This window comes from Streptomyces sp. NPDC006450 (genome assembly GCF_040612195.1).
Taxonomy (GTDB): domain Bacteria; phylum Actinomycetota; class Actinomycetes; order Streptomycetales; family Streptomycetaceae; genus Streptomyces.
On sequence record NZ_JBEXPT010000124.1, the window covers coordinates 1 to 19,258 of the forward strand.

Below are 19,258 nucleotides of genomic sequence, written 5' to 3' on the forward strand. Positions count from 1 at the left end.
CCAGGTCCCACCAGCGGGCCACCGACTCGGTCGTCGGGGCGAAGCCCAGGTGGGCGCCCCGGAAGAGTTCCACGTACGCGGTCAGGTGCAGCCGCACCCTGGAGCGGCTGCAGCCAGGTCCGGGGCTCCGGTCTCCAGCGCCCGGGCCAGCAGCGCCCACGCCGCGTCCCAGCGGGACTTCTCCGGGCGCCCCCGCACCGCCTCGACCACACCGTCGAGCACGGCTTGGCGCAGGTCGCCGCGCTCGGGCAGGACGGCGGCCGCCGGGTCGGCGAGCAGCGTCTCCGGGTCCGGGAGGTCCATCCGGTCCAGGCTCGCCAGCAGTTCCAGCCCGGGACCGTCTCCCACGGTTCCCCTGACCAGCAGGGAGAGCACTTCCCGGGAGGCGCCGGCCGCGGTCGCGAAGGCGATCAGGCAGAGCGTCATCTCCCAGCTCCGGGGGGAGGGCCAGGGGCCGCCCCGGCGGGTTTCGCCCGAGGGCAGCTGGTGGACGAGCTTGGGCCGGGCGGCGAGCAGTCCGCACACCGCGCGGCGGGCGAAGTCCACGGCTTCCGGGAGCCGTTCGGGGTCGAGCCGGGGCAGGGTGGCGCGGGGCCAGGTCCCTCCGAGGCCGCGTACCACCACCTCGTGGTCGTGCGTCCACTGGAGGTGGACGAAGCGGTTGGCCAGGGGCGGGCTCAGCTCCCAGCCGTCGGCCGCTGAGGACCGCGGGTTGGCGGCGGCCACGATCCGGACCTCGGGCGGCAGCCGCAGCGTACCGATCCGCCGCTCCAGCACGAGGCGGAGCAGGGCCGCCTGCACGGCCGGCGGCGCGGTGGACAGCTCGTCGAGGAACAGCAGCCCCCGGCCGGCCCGTACGAGGCGCACGGCCCAGTCCGGCGGCGCCATCGGCACGCCCTGCTCGGCGGGGTCGTCTCCGACGATGGGCAGGCCGGAGAAGTCGGACGGCTCGTGCACGCTGGCGATGACGGTGGTCAGCGGGAGGTCCAGGGACGCTGCGAGCTGGGTCAGGGCCGCGGTCTTGCCGATGCCCGGCTCGCCCCACAGGAGGACGGGCAGGTCGGCTGCCACCGCCAGGGTCAGGGCCTCCAGTTGGACGTCGGGGCGCGGTTCGGTCGTCGTATCGCGCAGCAGGGCCAGCAGCCCTGCGGCGACGTCGAGTGGGGCGCTGCTGGTCGGGGCGGACGGGGCGGACGGGGCGTAGGAGCGCATGCGGAATCACCTTGGTGTGTGGGGTGGGAAGGGGGGTTCGCGGTGGGCGGGGCAGGGACAGGGGGCCGGGGCCGGGTCAGCCGTGGGACGCGTGCCGCGGGTGCGAGCCCTCGGTGCGACGAGGGTCGGGAGAGCGGTAGCCGGCGGGACCGCGGCCGGCGGCCGGACCGGCCAGGCCCGCCCTGAACAGTCCGTAGGCGACCCGCCGCCGCGCGGCCGCCTCCAGTTCGTCCCGCAGCGGGCCGTCGCGCAGCAGCGCTCCGGGACCGAGCAGCCCTTCTACGACGGCCAGGGCGCCGGCGGTGTCGCCGTGGTCGAGGCGTTCACGGACGCCGGAGAGGGAATCCGGGCGGCGGTGCGCCTCGTCGATGGCCCGCAGGCAGGGCAGCGGCGTGCCGGTCAGGGCGACGAGCAGCTCCTCGCGGCGGATCTCGGCCGGGTCGTGGTCCAGCGGGGCCAGCACCCCGTCGACCAGGCCGATCCGGTGCCGGGCACCCCGGCAGTCCACCCGTCTCGGTGCCCCGGCCCGGTCCGCGGCTTCGGCCTCGGCCCCGCTCCCGGCAGGCCGGGACGGCGACCGGTCCGGTACGAGGGCCCGCCCGACCAGCGGGTGCAGCCGGCCGGCGTCGATCAGGCCGGCACGGAGCAGTTCCAGGTCGGGCAGTACCCAGATCGCCGCGTCGGGCAGCACCGGCGGGGCGGGTGCACCCGCCTGTGCGGACGGGGCCGCGGAGATCCGCCCGGTCCTGTCGCCGTCGCCGTCTGCGCGCAGGTGGACGTACAGCCGGTGCCGGGCCCCGAGCCGCACGGCGACCGTACCGCCGGAGCGTCCCTGGGACCGGAGCAGGATCTCCGCCTCGGCCTCCCACCGGTCGACGGCGCAGCGGGGCACCGCGGGGAGCGGCCCCGGCAGGGCGGGATCCAGCGCGGGGCCCGTGTCCCCGGGCTGCCGATCGGCCCCGGACCGGGAGCGGAGCTCGTCGCTCCTGCGGGCGTCCCACAGGTGGCGGTGCAGGTCGAGGCGGAACCGCGGATGGGGGTGGGGATGCGGATGGGGGTGCGGACCGGCCCCCGGAAGGCGGCGGGCGGCGTCCGCGGAGCGGGCTCCGTCCCACAGGGCGAGGCTGATCCGCTGCCCGTACTCCGCCCAGGCCGGCGGCGTACGGACCACGAGGTGCACCGGGCGTGCACCGCCCGGGTCCGCGTCCGCGTACCGGGCCAGCGCGATGGTCAGCCCGGGGCGCAGCAGTCCGTCGGGGGCGATCCTCGGCAGGTGCCAGCGCAGGAGGTCCGGAGCCAGGTGGCGCAGGTCGGCCCGGATCCGGGCCGCGAGTTCGCGGCCGTGGGTGCGCGCCAGGACGCGCAGGTCGAAGTCGACGTCGACGGCCGCGGCGGCGCACGCGCCCGCCCAGTCACCGGCGGAGCGGCGGGCGGTCGCGGTCTCGATCATGGACGGCGGCACGGCGAACTCGCGCACGCGCAGCCAGAAGGACGGGCGGGAAGCCCCGTTCGCGATCTGAGTGAGCATCAGCACTCACCTTGCGCGGACGGGACCCCCATTCTCTGCGTACGGGAAGTAGTCATCGCGGAGAGGCTAACGCCCGTCGCCGCGGTCCGCCAGGCCTTTCCTGACCGGCTGTACGGCTCGGTGCGAGGTCCACCAGGGCATCACGGGCGGCCGGAGCGACGGCCGCGTCCCGGCAGGCCGGCCGGTCGCGGCCGCCGGGGGCCTCGCGGCCTGCGCGGGGCGGGCGCAGCCGGCCGGCTTCGGGGCACGGCTAGAACTCCCGGGCTTACGGAGCGGCGGCGCGATCGATTTCATGCGCCCCTTCATGGCTTGCGGCCCCGCCGTGCCGCACACCATCCGTTGCGGGCAAGGCCGTTCGGCCACGGGGTTGTCGTCCGCCGGCCGTGATCGCGTCACCTGCGAAGCGCGCCTACCGCGCCCGGTGGACCACTTCGCCCGCGACCACCACCGTTTCGGCCACCGTCCCCGGGATCTTCTCCGGGGCCACCGCGAGGATGTCCCGGGACAGGATCACGAAGTCGGCCGCCTTGCCGACCGTCAGGGAACCCCGGTCGTCCTCAAGGAAATTGGCGTACGCGGAACCCATCGTGTAGCCGTACACCGCCGTCCGGGCGTCCACCGTCTCCTGCTCCTGCCACGGCTCGCCGCCGTCCAGCGGGCGGCGGGTCAGCGCCGTGTAGATGCCGATCATCGGGTCCATCTCGGCGACGTTCCAGTCGCTGGAGAAGGCCAGGACCGCTCCCGCCTCGGCGAGGCTCCGCATCGGCCACGCCTTGTGCCAGCGGTCCTCCCCCACGTTCTCCGCCCAGTCCTGACCCGGACCGGCGATCTCCGGCGCGCAGTGCCGGGGCTGCATGCAGGCCACCACTCCGAGCTGCCCGAAGCGCGGTACGTCCTCGGGGTCCAGGCACTCCACGTGCACCACCTGGTGGCGGGCGTCGCGCGGGCCGTTCACCGCCCGTGCGTGCTCGACGGCGTCGAGGACCGTACGGATGCCCCGGTCGCCCGTGGCGTGGACGAAGCACTGGAACCCGCGCGCGTCCAGCCGGGCGAGGAGCTCGGCGAACTCCTCCGCCGGGTAGAAGGTCTCGCCCCGGTGCGCTCCGCAGCCGGTGTACGGCTCCAGCAGCGCGGCCGTGCGCGGCTCCACCACGTCGTCGATGTAGAGCTTGAGGGGGCCCACCCGGAAGCGGTCCCCGGCGTGCACCCGGGCCGCCGCCTCGAAGAGGTCGAGGTCCTCCTCGGTCGTGCCGCGCGGGTGGAACAGCGCGGCGACGATCCGGGAGCGCAGCCGGCCCTCGGCGCGCGCCCGGTCGTACAGTTCCAGGTCGTCCAGGGAGTTCTGCGGCTCGACGACGGTGGTGATGCCGAAGCCGATCGCGTCGTCCAGGCTCTTGGCGAGGCGCCCGTACTGGCGGTCCGGGGAGGCCCACGGCACGCCCAGGTCGCGCAGGGCGCGGTGGCCGTCGCGCGAGAGCCCCTTGATGGCGAAGTCCTTGACGAACCCGGTGGGTTCACCGCTCTCCGCGTCCACGGCGGCCGTGCCGAAGGGCAGGTCGGTACGGTCCTTCGCGACTCCGAGCCGGCGCATCGCCGCCGTGTTCAGCCAGGCCGTGTGGACGTCGTACGAGAGCACGATCGCGGGGGTGTCCCCGGTGACCGGGTCCAGGTCTGCGGCCGTGGGCATGCGTCCGCCGGGGATCGCGGAGTAGTCGAAGGCCTCGGCCTCGATCCACTCGGCGCCGGGGTTGGCCTCCCGCCACGCGCCGATGCGGTCGAGGATGGCTTCGAGCGTCCGCACTCCGGCGAGCTGTACGCAGGCGTCGTCGGAGCCGAGCCGGACGTGGTTGTGGGCGTCGATGAATCCCGGCAGCACGAGCCGGCCGCCCGCGTCGATCCGCTCGGTGTCGGGGCCCGCCCAGTCGGTGGCCTCCGCGTCCGGGCCGACCCAGACGATCCGCCCGTCGCGCACGGCGAGGGCCTCGGCCTCGGGCAGCTCGGGGTCGACGGTGTGGATGCGGGCTCCGGTGAGGAGCAGATCGGCGGGGGTGGAGTGCGGCATGGGGTGGTGCTCCTGTGCAGAGGGGGTACGGGGAGGCGGACGACGGGGAACGGGCGCCGGGCGGGTGGCGGGGCGGGGAGGCCTCTCGGCGGCCGGAAGGGGCCGGAGCCGCCGGAGGGGACCCTCCGGCGGCCGGAACGGGGCCGGAACAGGGGCCGCTACGGGGGCCGGACCGAGCCCTCAGGCGGCCGGGGCGTAGGCGGGCACCCGGCGGGCGAGGGCCCAGTACGTGAGCCCGGCGACCACCGAGCCGAGCAGGGTGAGGTCGGCGCCTCCGAGCGGGGCCACGAGCGGCCCGGTCCACAGCTCGGAGTCGCAGGTCAGGGCGGCGAAGGCCATTCCGGCGAGCAGGGCGGTCATGCCGGCGGGGTGGTAGCCGGACCGGTACCAGTAGGCGCCCTCGCTCCCGGCGTGCAGCGCGTCGGAGTCGTAGCGGCAGCGGCGCAGCAGCATGTCGGCGAGGAAGACGCCGCCCCAGGGCGCGAACACGATGATCAGGAGGGAGAGGAAGGACAGCAGGGAGGTGGTGAAGTCGGTGAGGAAGAGCGCGGCGAGCGATCCGGCGGCGGTCACGGCCGCGCTGACCACGATGGCCCGGGCCCGGCTCCACGGGATGCCGAGGACCTGGAGGTTCAGGCTGGAGGAGTAGAGCGTGATGATCGAGTTGGTGACGGAGCCGCCCAGGACCAGGGCCAGGAACAGCGGCTGGAACCAGCCGGGCAGCAGGCTCTCGGCTCCGGCGACGGCGTCGGTCATGTCGGTCTGGGTGGCGGCGGCCACGCCGGCGATGCCGAGGGCGACGGAGGAGACGAACCCGCCGAGCGCGCCCATCCAGGTGATCGACTTCAGCGAGGTGGTGCGGGGCAGGTAGCGGGTGTAGTCGGCGGGCATCGGCAGGTACGAGAACGGCCCGGCGAGCATCACGACGAAGGCCAGGCTCCAGCCGGACAGGCCCGGGGCCGACGCGTCGGCCGCGGCGGTGGTCTCGGCGCCGGGCAGGACGAAGACCAGCAGGGCGCCGAAGCCGACGGCCAGGACGTAGGCCATCCAGCGCTCGGCGAACTGCACGGTGGCGTGGCCCCACATGGCGACGGCGAAGGTGAGGGCGAGGGTGATCCCGAGCGCGACGGCCCGGATCAAGGTGCCTTCGCCCAGACCGATTTCGGCGAAGAAGACCTCCAGCGCCAGGGTGCCGACGACGGTGTTGACGATGGTGTAGCCGATGCTCACCACCCAGTTGAGGACGCCCGCCGGCCAGTTGCCCCGTACGCCGAAGGCGGCCCGGGAGATGACCAGGGTGGCGGTGCCGGTGCGGATGCCGCTGAGGCCGGCGGCGCTGACCGCGAAGAAGGACAGCCCGCTGATCACGACCACGGCGGTGGCCTGCCAGAAGCTGAGGCCGAAGGCGACGGCGAGGGCTCCGTTGATCACGTAGGTGAAGGTCAGGTTCGAACCGAACCAGAGCCAGAAGAGGTCCTTGGCCCCGCCGTGGCGCTCGGCGTCGGGGATCGGGTCGATGCCGTGCGTCTCGACTCTGAAGACCTCGTCGACGGCGGCCGTCGTCTCCTGGTGTGCCATGCGTCTGCCCCTGACCTTCGGCGGTGAACCGCGAAACCGACCTTGAACGGCGTTCTAAGTTCTTGAATGGCATTCAAGATGCGCTGCCGACCCGGACCCCGTCAAGACCCTGTCCGGGATAAGGTCGGCCCACGAAGATCGGGAAGGCGGCACAGGTGGCAGCGGGAGCGGCACGGCGGCGCGACGGGCAGATCGCCCAGGAGCGGATGCTGGAAGAGGCCATGACGGCGATCGCCGAGGACGGGCTGGCGAAGCTCACCATGTCCGCGCTCGCCGAACGGCTCGGCACCAGCGGCGGCCACATCCTGTACTACTTCGGCAGCAAGGACCGGCTGCTGCTGGCCGCCCTGCGCTGGAGCGAGCACCAACTAGCCGAAGAGCGAACCGCGTTGCTGGGCCGACGGGTGACCGCCCACCGCAAACTCGCGCTCTTCCTGGAGCTCTACCTGCCCCGCGGCCCCCGCGATCCGCGCTGGACGCTCTGGATCGAGCTGTGGGCCCGCATCCCCTCGAACGAGCCGCTGCGCGCCGCGCAGCAGGAGATCGACGACGGCTGGCAGCGGGACCTGGAGTCGCTCCTCGCCAAGGGGGTCGAACAGGGCCGCTTCGCCGCCGGCCTGGACGTCCCCGCCCGGGCCTCGGAGCTGCTCGCCCTGCTGGACGGCCTGAGCACCCGGGTGGTGCTGGGCGAGCGCGGCGCGGACCGGGCCACCTCCCTGGAGCGCGCGCACTCGGCGGCGGCCCTGCTGATCCCGCACACCTGAGCGCGCACCCCCGAACCCGACCGCCCGAGGCCGACCATCCGAGCCCGAGCACCCGAGCCCGACCGCGTCCGGACATGGCGAGAGCCCGCCCGGGCCTTGGCGTCCCGGGCGGGCTCTTCCGCTCCCCTCTTCCGCTCCCCTCTTCGGTTACTTCTTCGGCTACTTCTTCGCGGCTGCGGCCTCCTCGGCCGGGACGCCCTCGGCGTTGCCGTAGTAGGCCTGGCGCATGAGCTGCTTCAGGTCGTCGATCATCGGCATCCGCGGGTTCGCGGGGGCGCACTGGTCGGCGTAGGCGTTCATGGCCTGGGTCGGCAGGGCCTCGATGAAGGCCTGCTCGTCCACGCCCTCCTCGGCGAAGGAGGAGGTGATCCCGCACTTGGCGCGGAGCTCCTCGACGGCCCGGGCGTAGGACTCGACGCCCTCGGCGGCCGTGGCGGCCGGCAGGCCCAGCATCTTCGCGATCTCCTGGAAGCGCTCCGGCGCCCGGTAGACCTCGGCCTTGGGCCACGGGGTGGCCTTGTGGGTGACCGTGCCGTTGTGACGGATCACGTGCGGCAGGAGCAGGGCGTTGGTGCGGCCGTGGGCGACGTGGAAGGTGTTGCCCAGGGTGTGCGCCATGGCGTGGACCATGCCCAGGAAGGCGTTGGCGAAGGCCATGCCCGCCACGGTGGAGGCGTTGTGCATCTTCTCGCGGGCCTCGGGGTCGTTCGGGCCGTCGACCACGCAGCGCTGCAGGTTTTCGAAGATGAGCTTGATGGCCTGGAGGCACAGGCCGTCGGTGTAGTCGTTCGCGTACGCGGAGACGTAGGCCTCGGTGGCGTGCGTCAGGGCGTCGAAGCCGGAGTCGGCGGTCACCTTGGGCGGGAGGCCCATGGGCAGCATCGGGTCGACGATGGCGACGTCCGGGGTCAGCGCGTAGTCGGCGAGCGGGTACTTCTGGGCCGCTGCAGGGTCGGAGATGACGGCGAACGGGGTGACCTCCGAGCCGGTGCCCGAGGTGGTCGGGATGGCGACCATCCTCGCCTTCTCGCCGAGCGAGGGGAACGTGTAGGCGCGCTTGCGGACGTCGAAGAACTTCTCCTTCGTGTCGGCGAACTCCACCTCCGGGCGCTCGTACATCAGCCACATGATCTTCGCGGCGTCCATCGGCGAGCCGCCGCCGAGGCCGATGATCGTGTCGGGCTGGAAGTCGCGCATCATCGCGGCTCCGGCCTGGACCGTGGCGAGCTCCGGGTTGGGCTCGACGTTGTCGATGACCTGGATCGACACGGCGCCCGCGCGGGCCTGCAGGATGTCGGTGACCTTCTGCACGAAGCCGATGGAGACCATCGTCTTGTCGGTGACGATCGAGACCCGGCTGATGCCGTCCATCTCGCCGAGGTAGCGGATGGAGTTGCGCTCGAAGTAGATCTTCGGCGGGACCTTGAACCACTGCATGTTGGTGTTGCGCCGTCCGATCCGCTTGACGTTGATCAGGTTGACCGCGGTGACGTTGTTCGACACCGAGTTGTGTCCGTAGGAGCCGCAGCCGAGGGTGAGCGAGGGGAGGAAGGCGTTGTAGACGTCGCCGATGCCGCCGAAGGTGGAGGGCGAATTGGCGATGACGCGGACCGCCTTGACCTTCCTGCCGAACTCCTCGACGAGCTCCTCGTCCTCGGCGTGGATGGCGGCGCTGTGGCCCAGTCCGTGGAACTCGACCATCGCGGCGGCCAGTTCGAGGCCGTGCTCGGTGTCGGAGGCCTTCAGGGCGGCCAGGACCGGGGACAGCTTCTCGCGGGTCAGCGGCTCGTTCTCACCGACCTCGTTGCACTCCGCGAGGAGGATGGAGGCGTCGGCGGGGACGGTGAAGCCGGCCTGCTCGGCGATCCACTGCGGGGACCTGCCGACGACCGCCGGGTTCAGCTTGGCGCCGGAGGTGTCGGCCGCATAGGCGGTGGTGCCGAAGACGAACTGCTCCAGCTTGGTCTTCTCGGCGGCGGAGACCACGTGGGCGCCGAGCCGCTTGAACTCGGCGAGGCCCTTCTCGTAGATCTCGGCGTCCAGGATGACCGCCTGCTCGGAGGCGCAGATCATGCCGTTGTCGAAGGCCTTGGAGAGCACGATGTCGTGGATCGCGCGGCCGAGCCTGGCACTCTTGTGGACGTACGCCGGGACGTTGCCCGCGCCGACGCCCAGGGCCGGCTTGCCGCACGAGTAGGCGGCCTTGACCATGGCGTTTCCGCCGGTCGCGAGGATGGTGGAGACGCCCGGGTGGTTCATGAGGGCGCCCGTGGCCTCCATGGAGGGTGCGGTGACCCACTGGACGCAGTTCTGGGGGGCGCCGGCGGCGACGGCGGCGTCGCGGACGATGCGGGCGGCCTCGGCGGAGCAGTTCTGCGCGGAGGGGTGGAAGGCGAAGATGATGGGGTTGCGGGTCTTCAGGGCGATCAGGGCCTTGAAGATCGTGGTGGAGGTCGGGTTGGTGACCGGGGTCATGGCGCAGACGACGCCGACCGGCTCGGCGATCTCCGTGATGCCGTTCAGCTCGTCGCGGCGGATGACGCCCGCGGTCTTGAGCCCGCGCATCGAGTTCACGACGTGCTCGCAGGCGAAGAGGTTCTTGACGGCCTTGTCCTCGAAGAGGCCGCGACCGGTCTCCTCGACGGCCAGCCGGGCGAGCTCGCCGTGCCGGCTCAGCGCGGCCAGCGAGGCCTTCTTGACGATGTGGTCGACCTGCTCCTGATTGAACGACGAGAACTGGTCGAGTGCCCCCAGCGCCCCCTGGACCAGTCCGTCCACCTTCTCGTTCGCCTGCATGGCAGGAACTCCTTCATTTCGACTCGACCCGAACCGTTTTCCTGATGACTCAATTCGACACCCAAAAGCGGAAGCCGTGCTGCCGAAAAAGCCCTCATGCGCAGGGCCGAAGGACTGTTCACACCCGTTCACGCCCCCTCAACGACACCTCTGACCTGCATAAATACTTCGGGACCTAAGGCCCCTGTGCGCTTGTGAAAACTTTCACAAGAATTTCTGGCGAAGTGCGCCCTACCGCGCTCCTCCCCCAGCGAGCACAATCACCGTGACGAGTCGCGTCGACCGTGAGGGAGGGAGCGCGTGCGCAGTCAGGTGCGCGTCGCGGACGGACGGAATCTGACGGTGGAGCGCTGGGGCGACCCGGACGGCAAACCCGTTTTCCTGCTCCACGGAATGCCCGGCAGCCGGCTGGGCCCCGCCCCCCGGGGCATGGTCCTCTACCAGCGCCGAATGCAGCTCATCGCCTACGACCGGCCCGGCTACGGGGGCTCCGACCGCCATCCGGGCCGCACCGTCGCCGACGTGGCCGCCGAGGTGGCCGCCATCGCCGACTCCCTGGGCCTGGACACCTTCGCCGTGGCCGGCCGCTCCGGCGGCGCCCCCGGCGCGCTGGCCTGCGCCGCCCTGCTCCCCGACCGGGTCACCCGGACCGCCGCACTGGTCTCCCTGGCCCCCCGGGACGCGGAGAACCTGGACTGGTGGGGGGGGAGGGGGGCCGGGCAAACCCGCGGGACGAGCGCGCCCCGCCGCGCCCCCCCGGGGCGCCGCCCCCCCCGGGGGCCGGACCCGTTTCCGCGCGCGTCAGAGCCGGTGCACGTGATGCGGGGCGAAGGCCAGCGGGTGGCGCCCGGCGGCCAGGATCCGCAGACCGGGGGCCGCGGCGAGCAGTTCGCGCAGCCAGTCCATTGCTTCGGCCGCGAGGTGTTCGCAGCCGTCGAGGACGAGCAGCATGTCGCGCTCCGCCAGCCACGACGCGGCGTTCGGCGTCCCGTACGGCAGGAACGGCATGCCCGGTACGCAGCCCAGGGCGGCGGTCAGGTCGCGTACTCCGAAGCGCCGGTCCATGGACACCACGGCCACTCCGTCGTAGAAATTGGACGAGAGCCGCTGCCCGATCTCCCGCACCAGCAGACTCCGCGGCTCGCGGAACCGTCCGGTGACGGTCAGCACTTTGCCCCGCCGCACGGCGGTGAAGAGACGGGACAGCTCCGCGGAGGTCGCCGGGAACGTACTACCGGCGCCTCTGGATTCCCTCATCGGCACGATGCCCCCCTGCATACGTGACCAGCTGCGGCAAGAGGGTTGGTTCAAGCCGCATGCAGTTGATTATGCGCCAGTTCTATCGGATGGCCAGGGGAATTCCCTATTCCGGTGAAAAGCCCGTGGCGCCCGGTGATCGCAGGAGATGTACACCCGACGCGGCTTTGTCCATTCCCGGGCACCGCCCCTCGGTGAACAGTTGTCCGGGAGCCGGGAATCCGCTGTACTGCTGCCGTGCGGCCCGATGTACGGGCATGGCGCGGGCATATTCGGGGGAGGGGTCAGGATGAGCGCGGACCGGCGTCGGGCAAGGCGGGGCGCGAGACCCGCGTCGCACCGTCGCCGTGCGGGCCTCCGGCGTCGGAGGCCCCTGCTGAGCCTGATCCTGTCCGCCTTCCTCCTCGTGGGCGTCTGCGCCGCGACGGGCATCGCCTGGGAGCCCCGTACCGTCGCGGACGCACGGGCCCGCTCGGGACCCGGCCCGGCCGACACCCTGCCCGAAACACCCGGCGACAGCCCCGCGCCCACCGCCACCGGCCCGGCCACCACCGGCCCGGGCGCCACCGCCCCGCAGAGCCCGGGCGGGCAGACCCCGGACCCGAAGGCCCAGGGGGGCGGTACGGACACCGGAGCGCGCCCCACCGGAGCCCTGCCCTTCGACCTGCCGCAGCCGGCCGCCCTGCGCTCCGGCGCCGCCGGCAAGAAGCTGGTCTTCGCCCACTACTTCACCCCGTACCCGCTCTCCCTGGACAACGCGAACGCCGACGTCGACTACTACACCCGCAACTACCTGAAGCAGGACGGCGAGAACGGCAAGCACGAGCGCTACGGCGGCCTGCTGCGCGACCGGCCGCCGCCCGTCCCGCCCAAGGCCGGCGACTGGGAGCTCGCCAACCTCCGCCAGGAGGTCCGCACGGCCCGCGCCGCCGGCCTCGACGGATTCACCCTCGACCTGCTCTCCCTCTCCGGGAAGAACCGCGAACGCTGCAACCTCCTGATGCAAGCGGCCCGTTCGGTGGACCCGGACTTCAAGGTCATGCTGATGCCGGACATGACCTCCCTGGGCACCGACGACCCGGCCGTGCTCGCCGACCTCCTCGCGGAACTCGGCAGGGCCCCGGCCGCCCACCGGCTCCCCGACGGGCGCCTGGTCGTCTCGCCGTTCAAGGCGGAGGAGAAGAGCGCCGCCTGGTGGACCCGGGTCATGGACGTCCTGAAGTCCCGGCACGGCATCCGTACCGCCTTCGTCCCGCTCTTCCTCGACTTCGGCGCGCACCACGGGGAGTTCGAGCCCATCAGCTACGGATTCTCCGAGTGGGGCAGCCGCAGCTACGTCGGCCAGGAGGGCTCCACGCGCGACGTACGGCGGGCCCACGCCGCGGGCAAGATCTGGATGCAGCCCGTATCCGTCCAGGACGCCCGCCCCAACCAGGGCATCTACGACGAGGCGGGCAACACCGCGACCCTGCGCGCCACATGGAACCGCGCCATCGAGGACGGGGCCGACTGGGTCCAGCTCACCACCTGGAACGACTACAGCGAGGGAAGCCAGTTCGCGCCCTCCCTGCACAACGGCCACGCCTACCTGGACCTTTCCTCGTACTACCTCACCCGGTTCAAGACGGGCGGCTGGCCGAAGATCGTCCGGGACACGCTGTACCTGAGCTCGCGCACCCAGTTCGCCGCGGCCGACCCGAGCGGCGGCCAGTCCCTCGTGATGTCGCTGCGGGGCGGCAGCGCCCCGGCCCGGGACACGGTGGAGGTGCTGAGCTTCCTGACCGCGCCCGCGAGCATCCGTACGGCCGTGGGGGCGGCCGAGGACGCGCACGCGGCCCCGGCCGGGGTCCACTCCGAACTGCTTCCCTTGCGTCCGGGCGCCGGCTCCGCGGCCGTGGTGCGGGACGGCAGGGCCGGAGCCCGCGTGGAGCTGCCGTACCGGGTGGACCGCACGGTGGAGGTGCAGGACCTCCAGTACCACGCCGCCAGCAGCGGCCGGAACTGAGCCCGGCCGCGCCCTCCGGCGGCCCGGTCGCTCCCTTCCCGATCCCGCCCGGCCCGTGCGGAGGCGAACTCCGGCTGGTCCAGGAGGCGGAGCCGGCTGCCGTCGCTCTGCCGCCGGACCACCTGGGCGCGGGCGCCCGCGCCGTCGCCCGGCGGTGTGGAGGTCAGCGCGATCCCGTCGCTGACCAGCGTCGGCAGCGGTGGCTCGGGCTCGAACCGGGGTCGCCGCTCCAGGACCTGCTGCCACAGGACCCGGATGGCCTCCCGCCCCACCGTCAGCTCACCGGGCGGGAAGGCCATCACGGCGTCCTCCTCGTAGAGGGCGGCGACCCCGGCCGCGTCAGCAGCTCGAATACTTCGTCGCGGTCGCCGAAGAACAGAAATCTGGCGCGACACCCGCGGCCCCGCCGTACGGGAGCTGCTCCTGCGGTGCCGCCGCGCCTTCGCGCCCGCGATGGCCGGAGGAGGGGCTGTCGCTCCGGGGGGCGGCGGGGCATGATCGGGCCGACAGCCGCGCCGCACCCACGGAGGTCCCACGTGACCCAGCCCGCCGAGCCGACCGACCGCACCGACCGAACCGACCCCGTCGGCCCCGCCGGCGCCGCCGGGCCGGCCGGGGCCGCCTCACGCAGCGGGTCCCCACGCCGCCCCGCCGAATTCCCGGGCGGGCGGGAGCTGTTCCGCCTCTCCGACGACATCGGCCACCTGAACCACGGGTCGTTCGGAGCGGTGCCGATCCCCGTCCAGGAAGCCCAGGCCGCCCTCCGGGCCCAGGCCCACGCCGACCCCGACACCTTCTTCATCGGCGCCCCCGACCGGCTCGTCGAAGCCCGGACCCGGATCGCCGCCCGGCTCGGCGCCGACCCGGACGGGCTCGCCTTCGTCTCCAACGCCACCGAGGCCGCCAACGTGGCCCTCGACGCCGTGGAGTTCGCCCCCGGTGACGAGATCCTGGTCACCGACCACGGCTACGGCACGGTCGTCGCGGCCGCCGCCCGGCGCGCCCCGCTCACCACCGTTGCCCTGGGCACCGACCTCCCCGACGAGGACGCCGTACGGGAAACCGTGCTGGCCGGGATCACCCCGCGCACCCGGGTCGCCGTACTCGACCACATCAGCTCGCCCACCGCCCGGATCATCGCCTCGCCCCGGCTGCTCGCCGAACTCGCCGAGCGGGGCATCACCACCATCGTGGACGGCGCCCACGCGCCCGGCATGATCCCCGACCCCCTGGGCGGAGGCGCCGACTTCTGGTTCGGCAACCTCCACAAATGGGCCTACGCCCCGTCCGGCACCGCGATGCTGTCCGTCGCCCCGCACCACCGCGACCGCATCCGGCCGCCGGTGCCCTCCTGGGAGGCGCACCACGGCTTCCCGCGCTCCGTGGAGAACCGGGCCACCTACGACTACACCGGCTGGCTCGCCGCCCCGGACGGGCTCGACCTGCTGGAGGAGCTCGACGCCGCGAAGGTGCGGGCCCACAACAGCGCGCTGGCCGGCTACGGCGCGGCCCTGCTCGCAGAGATCCCCGGACTGGTCGCGCTCCCGCACACCGAGGGCCTCGCCCTGCGCACGCTGCGGCTGCCGCCCGGGGTGGCCGAGACCCCGGACGCCGCCCGCGACCTGCGCGAGCGGATCGCCGCCGAGCAGCGGATCCGGGTGCTGATCTGGCCCTGGCCGGGCGGCGGCGGGATCCGGGTGAGCGGACAGATCTACAACCGGGCCGAGGAGTACGAACGGCTCGCCGAGGTCCTGCCCGCCTACCTCCCCTAACGGCAGGACGCGGCAGGCCACGGCAGGAACCGGAGGGAAGCGGAAGGACTCAGCCGCGCCGGAGCAGGTACGTGTCCATGATCCAGCCCTTGCGGGCCCGGGCCTCGGTGCGCAGCTCCTCGATCCGGCCGGCGACCTCCGCCAGCTTCCCCGAGACCAGGATCTCGTCGGGGGTGCCGACGTACGCACCCCAGTAGATGGTGAGGTCCTGGTCGAGGTGGGCGGTGAAGGCGTGCCGGGCGTCCAGCATCACCACCACGTCGTCCACATCGGCCGGCCAGCCCTCCGCGAGCCGGCGCCCGGTGGTGATCTGGACCGGACGGCCCACCCGGTTCAGGGTGGTGCGGTGGCGGGCCAGCAGCGAGGAGATGCTGCTGATGCCGGGCACCACCTCGTGCTCGAAGGCGACCCGGCCCTTCTCCAGCACCTCGTCGAGGATCGCGAGCGTGGAATCGTAGAGCGAGGGGTCGCCCCACACCAGGAACGCGCCCGTCTCGCCCTCCGCCAGGTCCTCGGCGATGAACCGCTCGAAGAGCTCGGCCCGCGCACTGCGCCAGCCGTCCACCGTGGGGGTGTAGTCGGAGGGCGTCCGGTCGCGGTCGGGATCGCGGCCCTCCACCAGCCGGTGTCCGGGGCGGGCGTGCGCGTCGAGCATCGCGCGCCGCAGCCCGGTCAGATCCGCTTTCTCCTCGCCCTTCTCCAGGATGAGGAATGCGTCCGCCGCGCCGATCGCCTTGACCGCCTGGAGGGTCAGGTGGTCCGGGTCGCCCGCGCCTATACCGATCACTGAGAACTTCTTCACCGGGCTATTCTGCCCGTCATGCGCGCCGCCCTGTTCGTCACCTGCGTCAACGACGCGCTCTACCCGCGCACGGGCATCGCCGTCGTCCGCCTCCTGGAGCGGCTCGGGGTCACCGTGGACTTCCCCGCCGCACAGAGCTGCTGCGGGCAGCCGCAGTACAACACCGGCTACCGGCGCGAGGCCGAACCACTGGTCCGGCGTACCGCCGAGGCCTTCGCCGGCCACGCGTACGTGGTCACCCCCTCGGGTTCCTGCGCCGCCATGATCCGCGCCCACTACCCCCGGATCGGGCGCGCGGCCGAGGCCGAGGGCCGGGGAACCGCCCTGGCCGCGCTGGCCGAAGACCTCGTACCGCGCGTGTACGAGCTCACCGAGTTCCTGGTCGACGTCCTCGGGGTGACGGACGTCGGCGCGTACTTCCCGCACACCGTCACCTACCACCCCTCCTGCCACGGCCTGCGGGGACTCGGACTAGGGGACCGGCCCCGGCGGCTGCTGGCCGCCGTACGCGGTCTGGAACTGCGCGAACTGCCCGGCGCCGAGGAATGCTGCGGCTTCGGCGGCACCTTCGCCGTCAAGAACCCCGACGTATCGGCCGCGATGGGCACCGACAAGACGGCCCGGGCGCTCTCCACGGGCGCAGAGGTGCTGTGCGGCGCCGACAACTCCTGCCTCGCCCACCTGGACGGCATCCTGCGCCGCCAGGGCGCCCCGCTGCGGGCCCTGCACCTCGCCGAGATCCTGGCCGCGACGGAAGAGGAGCCACTCGTATGACGGGCACCCATCTGGGCATGCCGGCCTTCCCCGACGCGGCCCGCGAGGCCGTACGGGACGAGGTGCTGCGGGCCAACCTCCGCCACGCCACCCACACGATCCGCGACAAGCGGGCGCGGGCCGTCGCCGAACTGGAGGACTGGGACCGGCTGCGCGCGGTCGGCAAGGCGGTCAAGGACCACACGCTGGCGCACCTCGACCGCTACCTGCTCCAGCTGGAGGCCTCCGTCACCGCCGCGGGCGGCACCGTCCACTGGGCGGCCGACGCCGACGAGGCCAACCGCATCGTGACCGAACTGGTCCGGGCCACCGGGGAAAGGGAAGTCGTCAAGGTCAAATCCATGGCCACCCAGGAGATCGGCCTGAACGAGGCCCTGGAGGCGGCCGGTATCGCCGCGTACGAGACCGACCTCGCCGAGCTCATCGTCCAGCTCGGCCACGACCGGCCCTCCCACATCCTGGTCCCGGCCATCCACCGCAACCGCGGCGAGATCCGCGACATCTTCGCCGCGGAGATGGGCGGATGGGGCCGACCGGCCCCCGAGGCACTGGGCGACGACCCGCGCGAGCTCGCCGAAGCGGCCCGGCTGCACCTGCGCGAGAAGTTCCTGCGGGCCAAAGTCGCCGTGTCCGGCGCCAACTTCATGGTCGCCGAGACCGGCACCCTCGTCGTCTTCGAGTCCGAGGGCAACGGCCGGATGTGCCTGACCCTGCCCGAGACCCTGATCTCCGTGGTCGGCATCGAGAAGGTGGTCCCCACCTTCCGCGACCTGGAGATCTTCCTCCAGACCCTGCCCCGCTCCTCGACCGCCGAGCGGATGAACCCGTACACGACCATGTGGACCGGACTGGGGCCGTCGAAAGGGGCCGACGGCGACGGCCCCTCCGCCTTCCACCTCGTCCTCCTCGACAACGGCCGCACCGACACCCTCGCCGACGAGGTGGGCCGCCAGGCCCTGCGCTGCATCCGCTGCTCCGCCTGCCTCAACGTCTGCCCGGTCTACGAGCGCGCCGGCGGACACGCCTACGGCTCCGTCTACCCCGGCCCGATCGGAGCCATCCTCAGCCCCCAGCTCCGGGGCACCGGCAGCGAGATCGACGCCACCCTGCCCTACGCCTCCACCCTGTGCGGGGCCTGCTACGAGGTCTGCCCGGTCGCCATCGACATCCCCGAGGTACTGGTCCACCTCCGCGAACGCGTCGTCCAGGGCGGCCCGGTGACCCGCGAGGGCATCCGGGTCCGCATCCGCCCCGCCGACGGCCACACCGCCGAACGGGCCGCGATGCGGGCCGCCCGGCTCCTCCTGAACCACGCCGACTGGCCTGTCGCGCTGCGCGCGGGGGAGCGGCTGCTGGCCCGCGCCCGGCGGCTGCGACCGCGCCGGCTGCCGGGGCCCGGGCGGGCCTGGACCGACAGCCGGGAGCTGCCGGAGCTCCCGGAGCGCCCGTTCCGCGACTGGTGGGCCCAGCGGGAGAAGACGCAGCACGAGAAGGCGCAGGATGAGAAGGCGCAGCACGAGAAGGCGGCACGCGCGGAGGAGGCACGCCCATGAGCGCCAAGGACCTCATCCTGGCCCGCATCCGCCGGGCCCTGCCCGAGCCGCGCCCGGACATCGAGATCCCCCGGGACTACCTCCCGGTCCACGGAGCCCGCACCCCGGCCGAGAGCGTCGACCTGCTCGCCGCGAACCTCGCGGAGTACCGCGCCACGGTCCACCGGGTCGACGAGGACGGCATTGCCCTGCTGCTGGCGCGGCTCCTGGCCGAGCGGGGTTCGCGGTCGGTCCTCGTACCGCCCGGGCTGCCCCCGTCCTGGACGGCGGCAGCCGACACGACCCGGATCCACGACCGCGCCGGGGCGACCCCGGGCGAACTGGACGCGGTGGACAGCGTGGTGACCGGCTGCGCCCTGGCGATCGCCGAAACCGGGACGCTCGTCCTGGACGGCGGACCCGCGCAGGGGCGGCGCCGGATCACGCTGATCCCGGACCACCACATCTGCGTGGTCCGCGTCCCCGGCCAGGTGGTGGACTCGGTCCCGCGAGCCCTGCCGCTGCTGGATCCCACCCGGCCGCTGACCTGGATCTCGGGCCCCTCCGCCACCAGTGACATCGAGCTGGACCGGGTGGAGGGGGTGCACGGCCCCCGCACCCTGGAGGTCGTACTCCTCGGAGCACAATGAGTGCCATGTCCGCACACATCGCCCTCACCGCCCTCGTCGTCCACGACTACGACGAGGCCATCGACTTCTACACGCGAGCGGTCGGCTTCGACCTCGTCGAGGACACCCCGCGCCCGGACGGATCCCGCTGGGTCGTGGTCCGCCCGCAGGGCGCCGCGGAGTCGGCCCTGCTCCTGGCCCTGGCGAAGAACGACGACCAGCGCTCCCGGGTCGGCGACCAGACGGGCGGCCGGGTCGGCTTCTTCCTCTACACCGACGAATTCGCCGCCGACCACGCGCGGATGACCGCCGAGGGAGTCCGCTTCCTGGAGGAGCCGCGGCACGAGACGTACGGCTCGGTCGCCGTCTTCCAGGACCTCTACGGCAACCGCTGGGACCTCCTCCAGCCGGCGTAGCCCCGGCCGGGCCGTCGAGGCGTACCTCCCGTGGCGGCGCGGGCCCGTCCCGATCATCACCGTGGCCGAGTTCCTGGCCCGCCGCGAGGCCGTCGAGCGCGTCATGGTCGTCCGCCAGAGCGGCGAGCGCA

General features: G+C 73.0%; 14 protein-coding genes and 2 pseudogenes. 8 read left to right on the plus strand and 8 right to left on the minus strand.

Features of this window, described 5'->3' with window-relative positions:
• Positions 1–81 precede the first annotated feature (81 nt).
• The 4 genes from ABZY57_RS27170 to ABZY57_RS27185 all read right to left on the minus strand — a co-directional run bounded on the left by ABZY57_RS27170 (position 82) and on the right by ABZY57_RS27185 (position 6,380).
• A complete protein-coding gene (locus ABZY57_RS27170; protein ID WP_356516255.1) occupies positions 82–1,212 on the minus strand; it encodes a MoxR family ATPase in 1,131 nt (376 codons plus the stop codon).
• A gap of 76 nt (positions 1,213–1,288) precedes the next feature.
• Entirely contained in the window at positions 1,289–2,740 is a 1,452-nt protein-coding gene (locus tag ABZY57_RS27175; RefSeq protein ID WP_356516257.1) for a hypothetical protein, read from the minus strand.
• Between the two features lie 409 nt (positions 2,741–3,149).
• Positions 3,150–4,802: an amidohydrolase gene (locus ABZY57_RS27180; protein ID WP_356516259.1), complete on the minus strand. Its 1,653-nt coding sequence runs from the start codon at positions 4,800–4,802 to the stop codon at positions 3,150–3,152.
• 180 nt (positions 4,803–4,982) lie between these two features.
• Entirely contained in the window at positions 4,983–6,380 is a 1,398-nt protein-coding gene (locus ABZY57_RS27185; protein ID WP_356516261.1) for a cytosine permease, read from the minus strand.
• Between the two features lie 206 nt (positions 6,381–6,586).
• Here ABZY57_RS27185 and ABZY57_RS27190 point away from each other — a divergent pair, with 206 nt between their 5' ends.
• Positions 6,587–7,144, plus strand: a complete 558-nt coding sequence (locus ABZY57_RS27190; protein ID WP_356516279.1) for a TetR/AcrR family transcriptional regulator — start codon at positions 6,587–6,589, stop codon at positions 7,142–7,144.
• A gap of 159 nt (positions 7,145–7,303) precedes the next feature.
• Here the strand turns inward: ABZY57_RS27190 and adhE are convergent, their stop codons facing one another.
• A complete protein-coding gene (gene adhE, locus ABZY57_RS27195; protein WP_356516263.1) occupies positions 7,304–9,940 on the minus strand; it encodes a bifunctional acetaldehyde-CoA/alcohol dehydrogenase in 2,637 nt (878 codons plus the stop codon).
• Between the two features lie 300 nt (positions 9,941–10,240).
• Here adhE and ABZY57_RS27200 point away from each other — a divergent pair.
• Positions 10,241–10,642, plus strand: a pseudogene (locus tag ABZY57_RS27200) (alpha/beta hydrolase); the annotation flags it as partial.
• 99 nt (positions 10,643–10,741) lie between these two features.
• Here the strand turns inward: ABZY57_RS27200 and ABZY57_RS27205 are convergent.
• Positions 10,742–11,197 carry a hypothetical protein gene (locus ABZY57_RS27205; protein WP_356516281.1) on the minus strand — a complete coding sequence of 152 codons (456 nt, stop codon included), beginning with the start codon at positions 11,195–11,197 and terminating at the stop codon, positions 10,742–10,744.
• A 406-nt stretch (positions 11,198–11,603) separates the two neighbouring features.
• On the opposite strand from ABZY57_RS27205, the gene ABZY57_RS27210 reads away from it, so the two are divergent.
• Positions 11,604–13,202: an endo-1,3-alpha-glucanase family glycosylhydrolase gene (locus ABZY57_RS27210; protein WP_356516265.1), complete on the plus strand. Its 1,599-nt coding sequence runs from the start codon at positions 11,604–11,606 to the stop codon at positions 13,200–13,202.
• A 62-nt stretch (positions 13,203–13,264) separates the two neighbouring features.
• Here the strand turns inward: ABZY57_RS27210 and ABZY57_RS27215 are convergent.
• Positions 13,265–13,585 (minus strand): annotated as a pseudogene (locus tag ABZY57_RS27215) (nuclear transport factor 2 family protein); the annotation flags it as partial.
• 153 nt (positions 13,586–13,738) lie between these two features.
• Between ABZY57_RS27215 and ABZY57_RS27220 the strand changes: the two are divergent.
• Positions 13,739–14,974 (plus strand): aminotransferase class V-fold PLP-dependent enzyme, encoded by a 1,236-nt coding sequence (locus ABZY57_RS27220; protein ID WP_356516267.1) that lies wholly within the window; start codon positions 13,739–13,741, stop codon positions 14,972–14,974.
• Between the two features lie 49 nt (positions 14,975–15,023).
• On the opposite strand, the gene cobF is transcribed toward ABZY57_RS27220, so the two are convergent.
• Entirely contained in the window at positions 15,024–15,776 is a 753-nt protein-coding gene (gene cobF / locus ABZY57_RS27225; RefSeq protein ID WP_356516269.1) for a precorrin-6A synthase (deacetylating), read from the minus strand.
• A gap of 18 nt (positions 15,777–15,794) precedes the next feature.
• Here cobF and ABZY57_RS27230 point away from each other — a divergent pair, with 18 nt between their 5' ends.
• Genes ABZY57_RS27230 through ABZY57_RS27245 form a run of 4 tightly spaced genes read left to right on the plus strand, consistent with a single transcriptional unit; the run spans position 15,795 to position 19,127 of the window.
• Entirely contained in the window at positions 15,795–16,550 is a 756-nt protein-coding gene (locus ABZY57_RS27230) for a (Fe-S)-binding protein (RefSeq protein WP_356516271.1), read from the plus strand.
• Entirely contained in the window at positions 16,547–18,103 is a 1,557-nt protein-coding gene (locus ABZY57_RS27235; RefSeq protein ID WP_356516273.1) for a lactate utilization protein B, read from the plus strand. The genes ABZY57_RS27230 and ABZY57_RS27235 overlap by 4 nt, the downstream gene beginning before the upstream one ends.
• A complete protein-coding gene (locus ABZY57_RS27240; protein ID WP_356516275.1) occupies positions 18,100–18,732 on the plus strand; it encodes an LUD domain-containing protein in 633 nt (210 codons plus the stop codon). The genes ABZY57_RS27235 and ABZY57_RS27240 overlap by 4 nt, the downstream gene beginning before the upstream one ends.
• Before the next feature lie 5 nt (positions 18,733–18,737).
• Positions 18,738–19,127, plus strand: coding sequence for a VOC family protein (locus ABZY57_RS27245; RefSeq protein ID WP_356516277.1), 390 nt, complete (start codon positions 18,738–18,740; stop codon positions 19,125–19,127).
• The last annotated feature ends 131 nt before the right edge of the window (positions 19,128–19,258 follow it).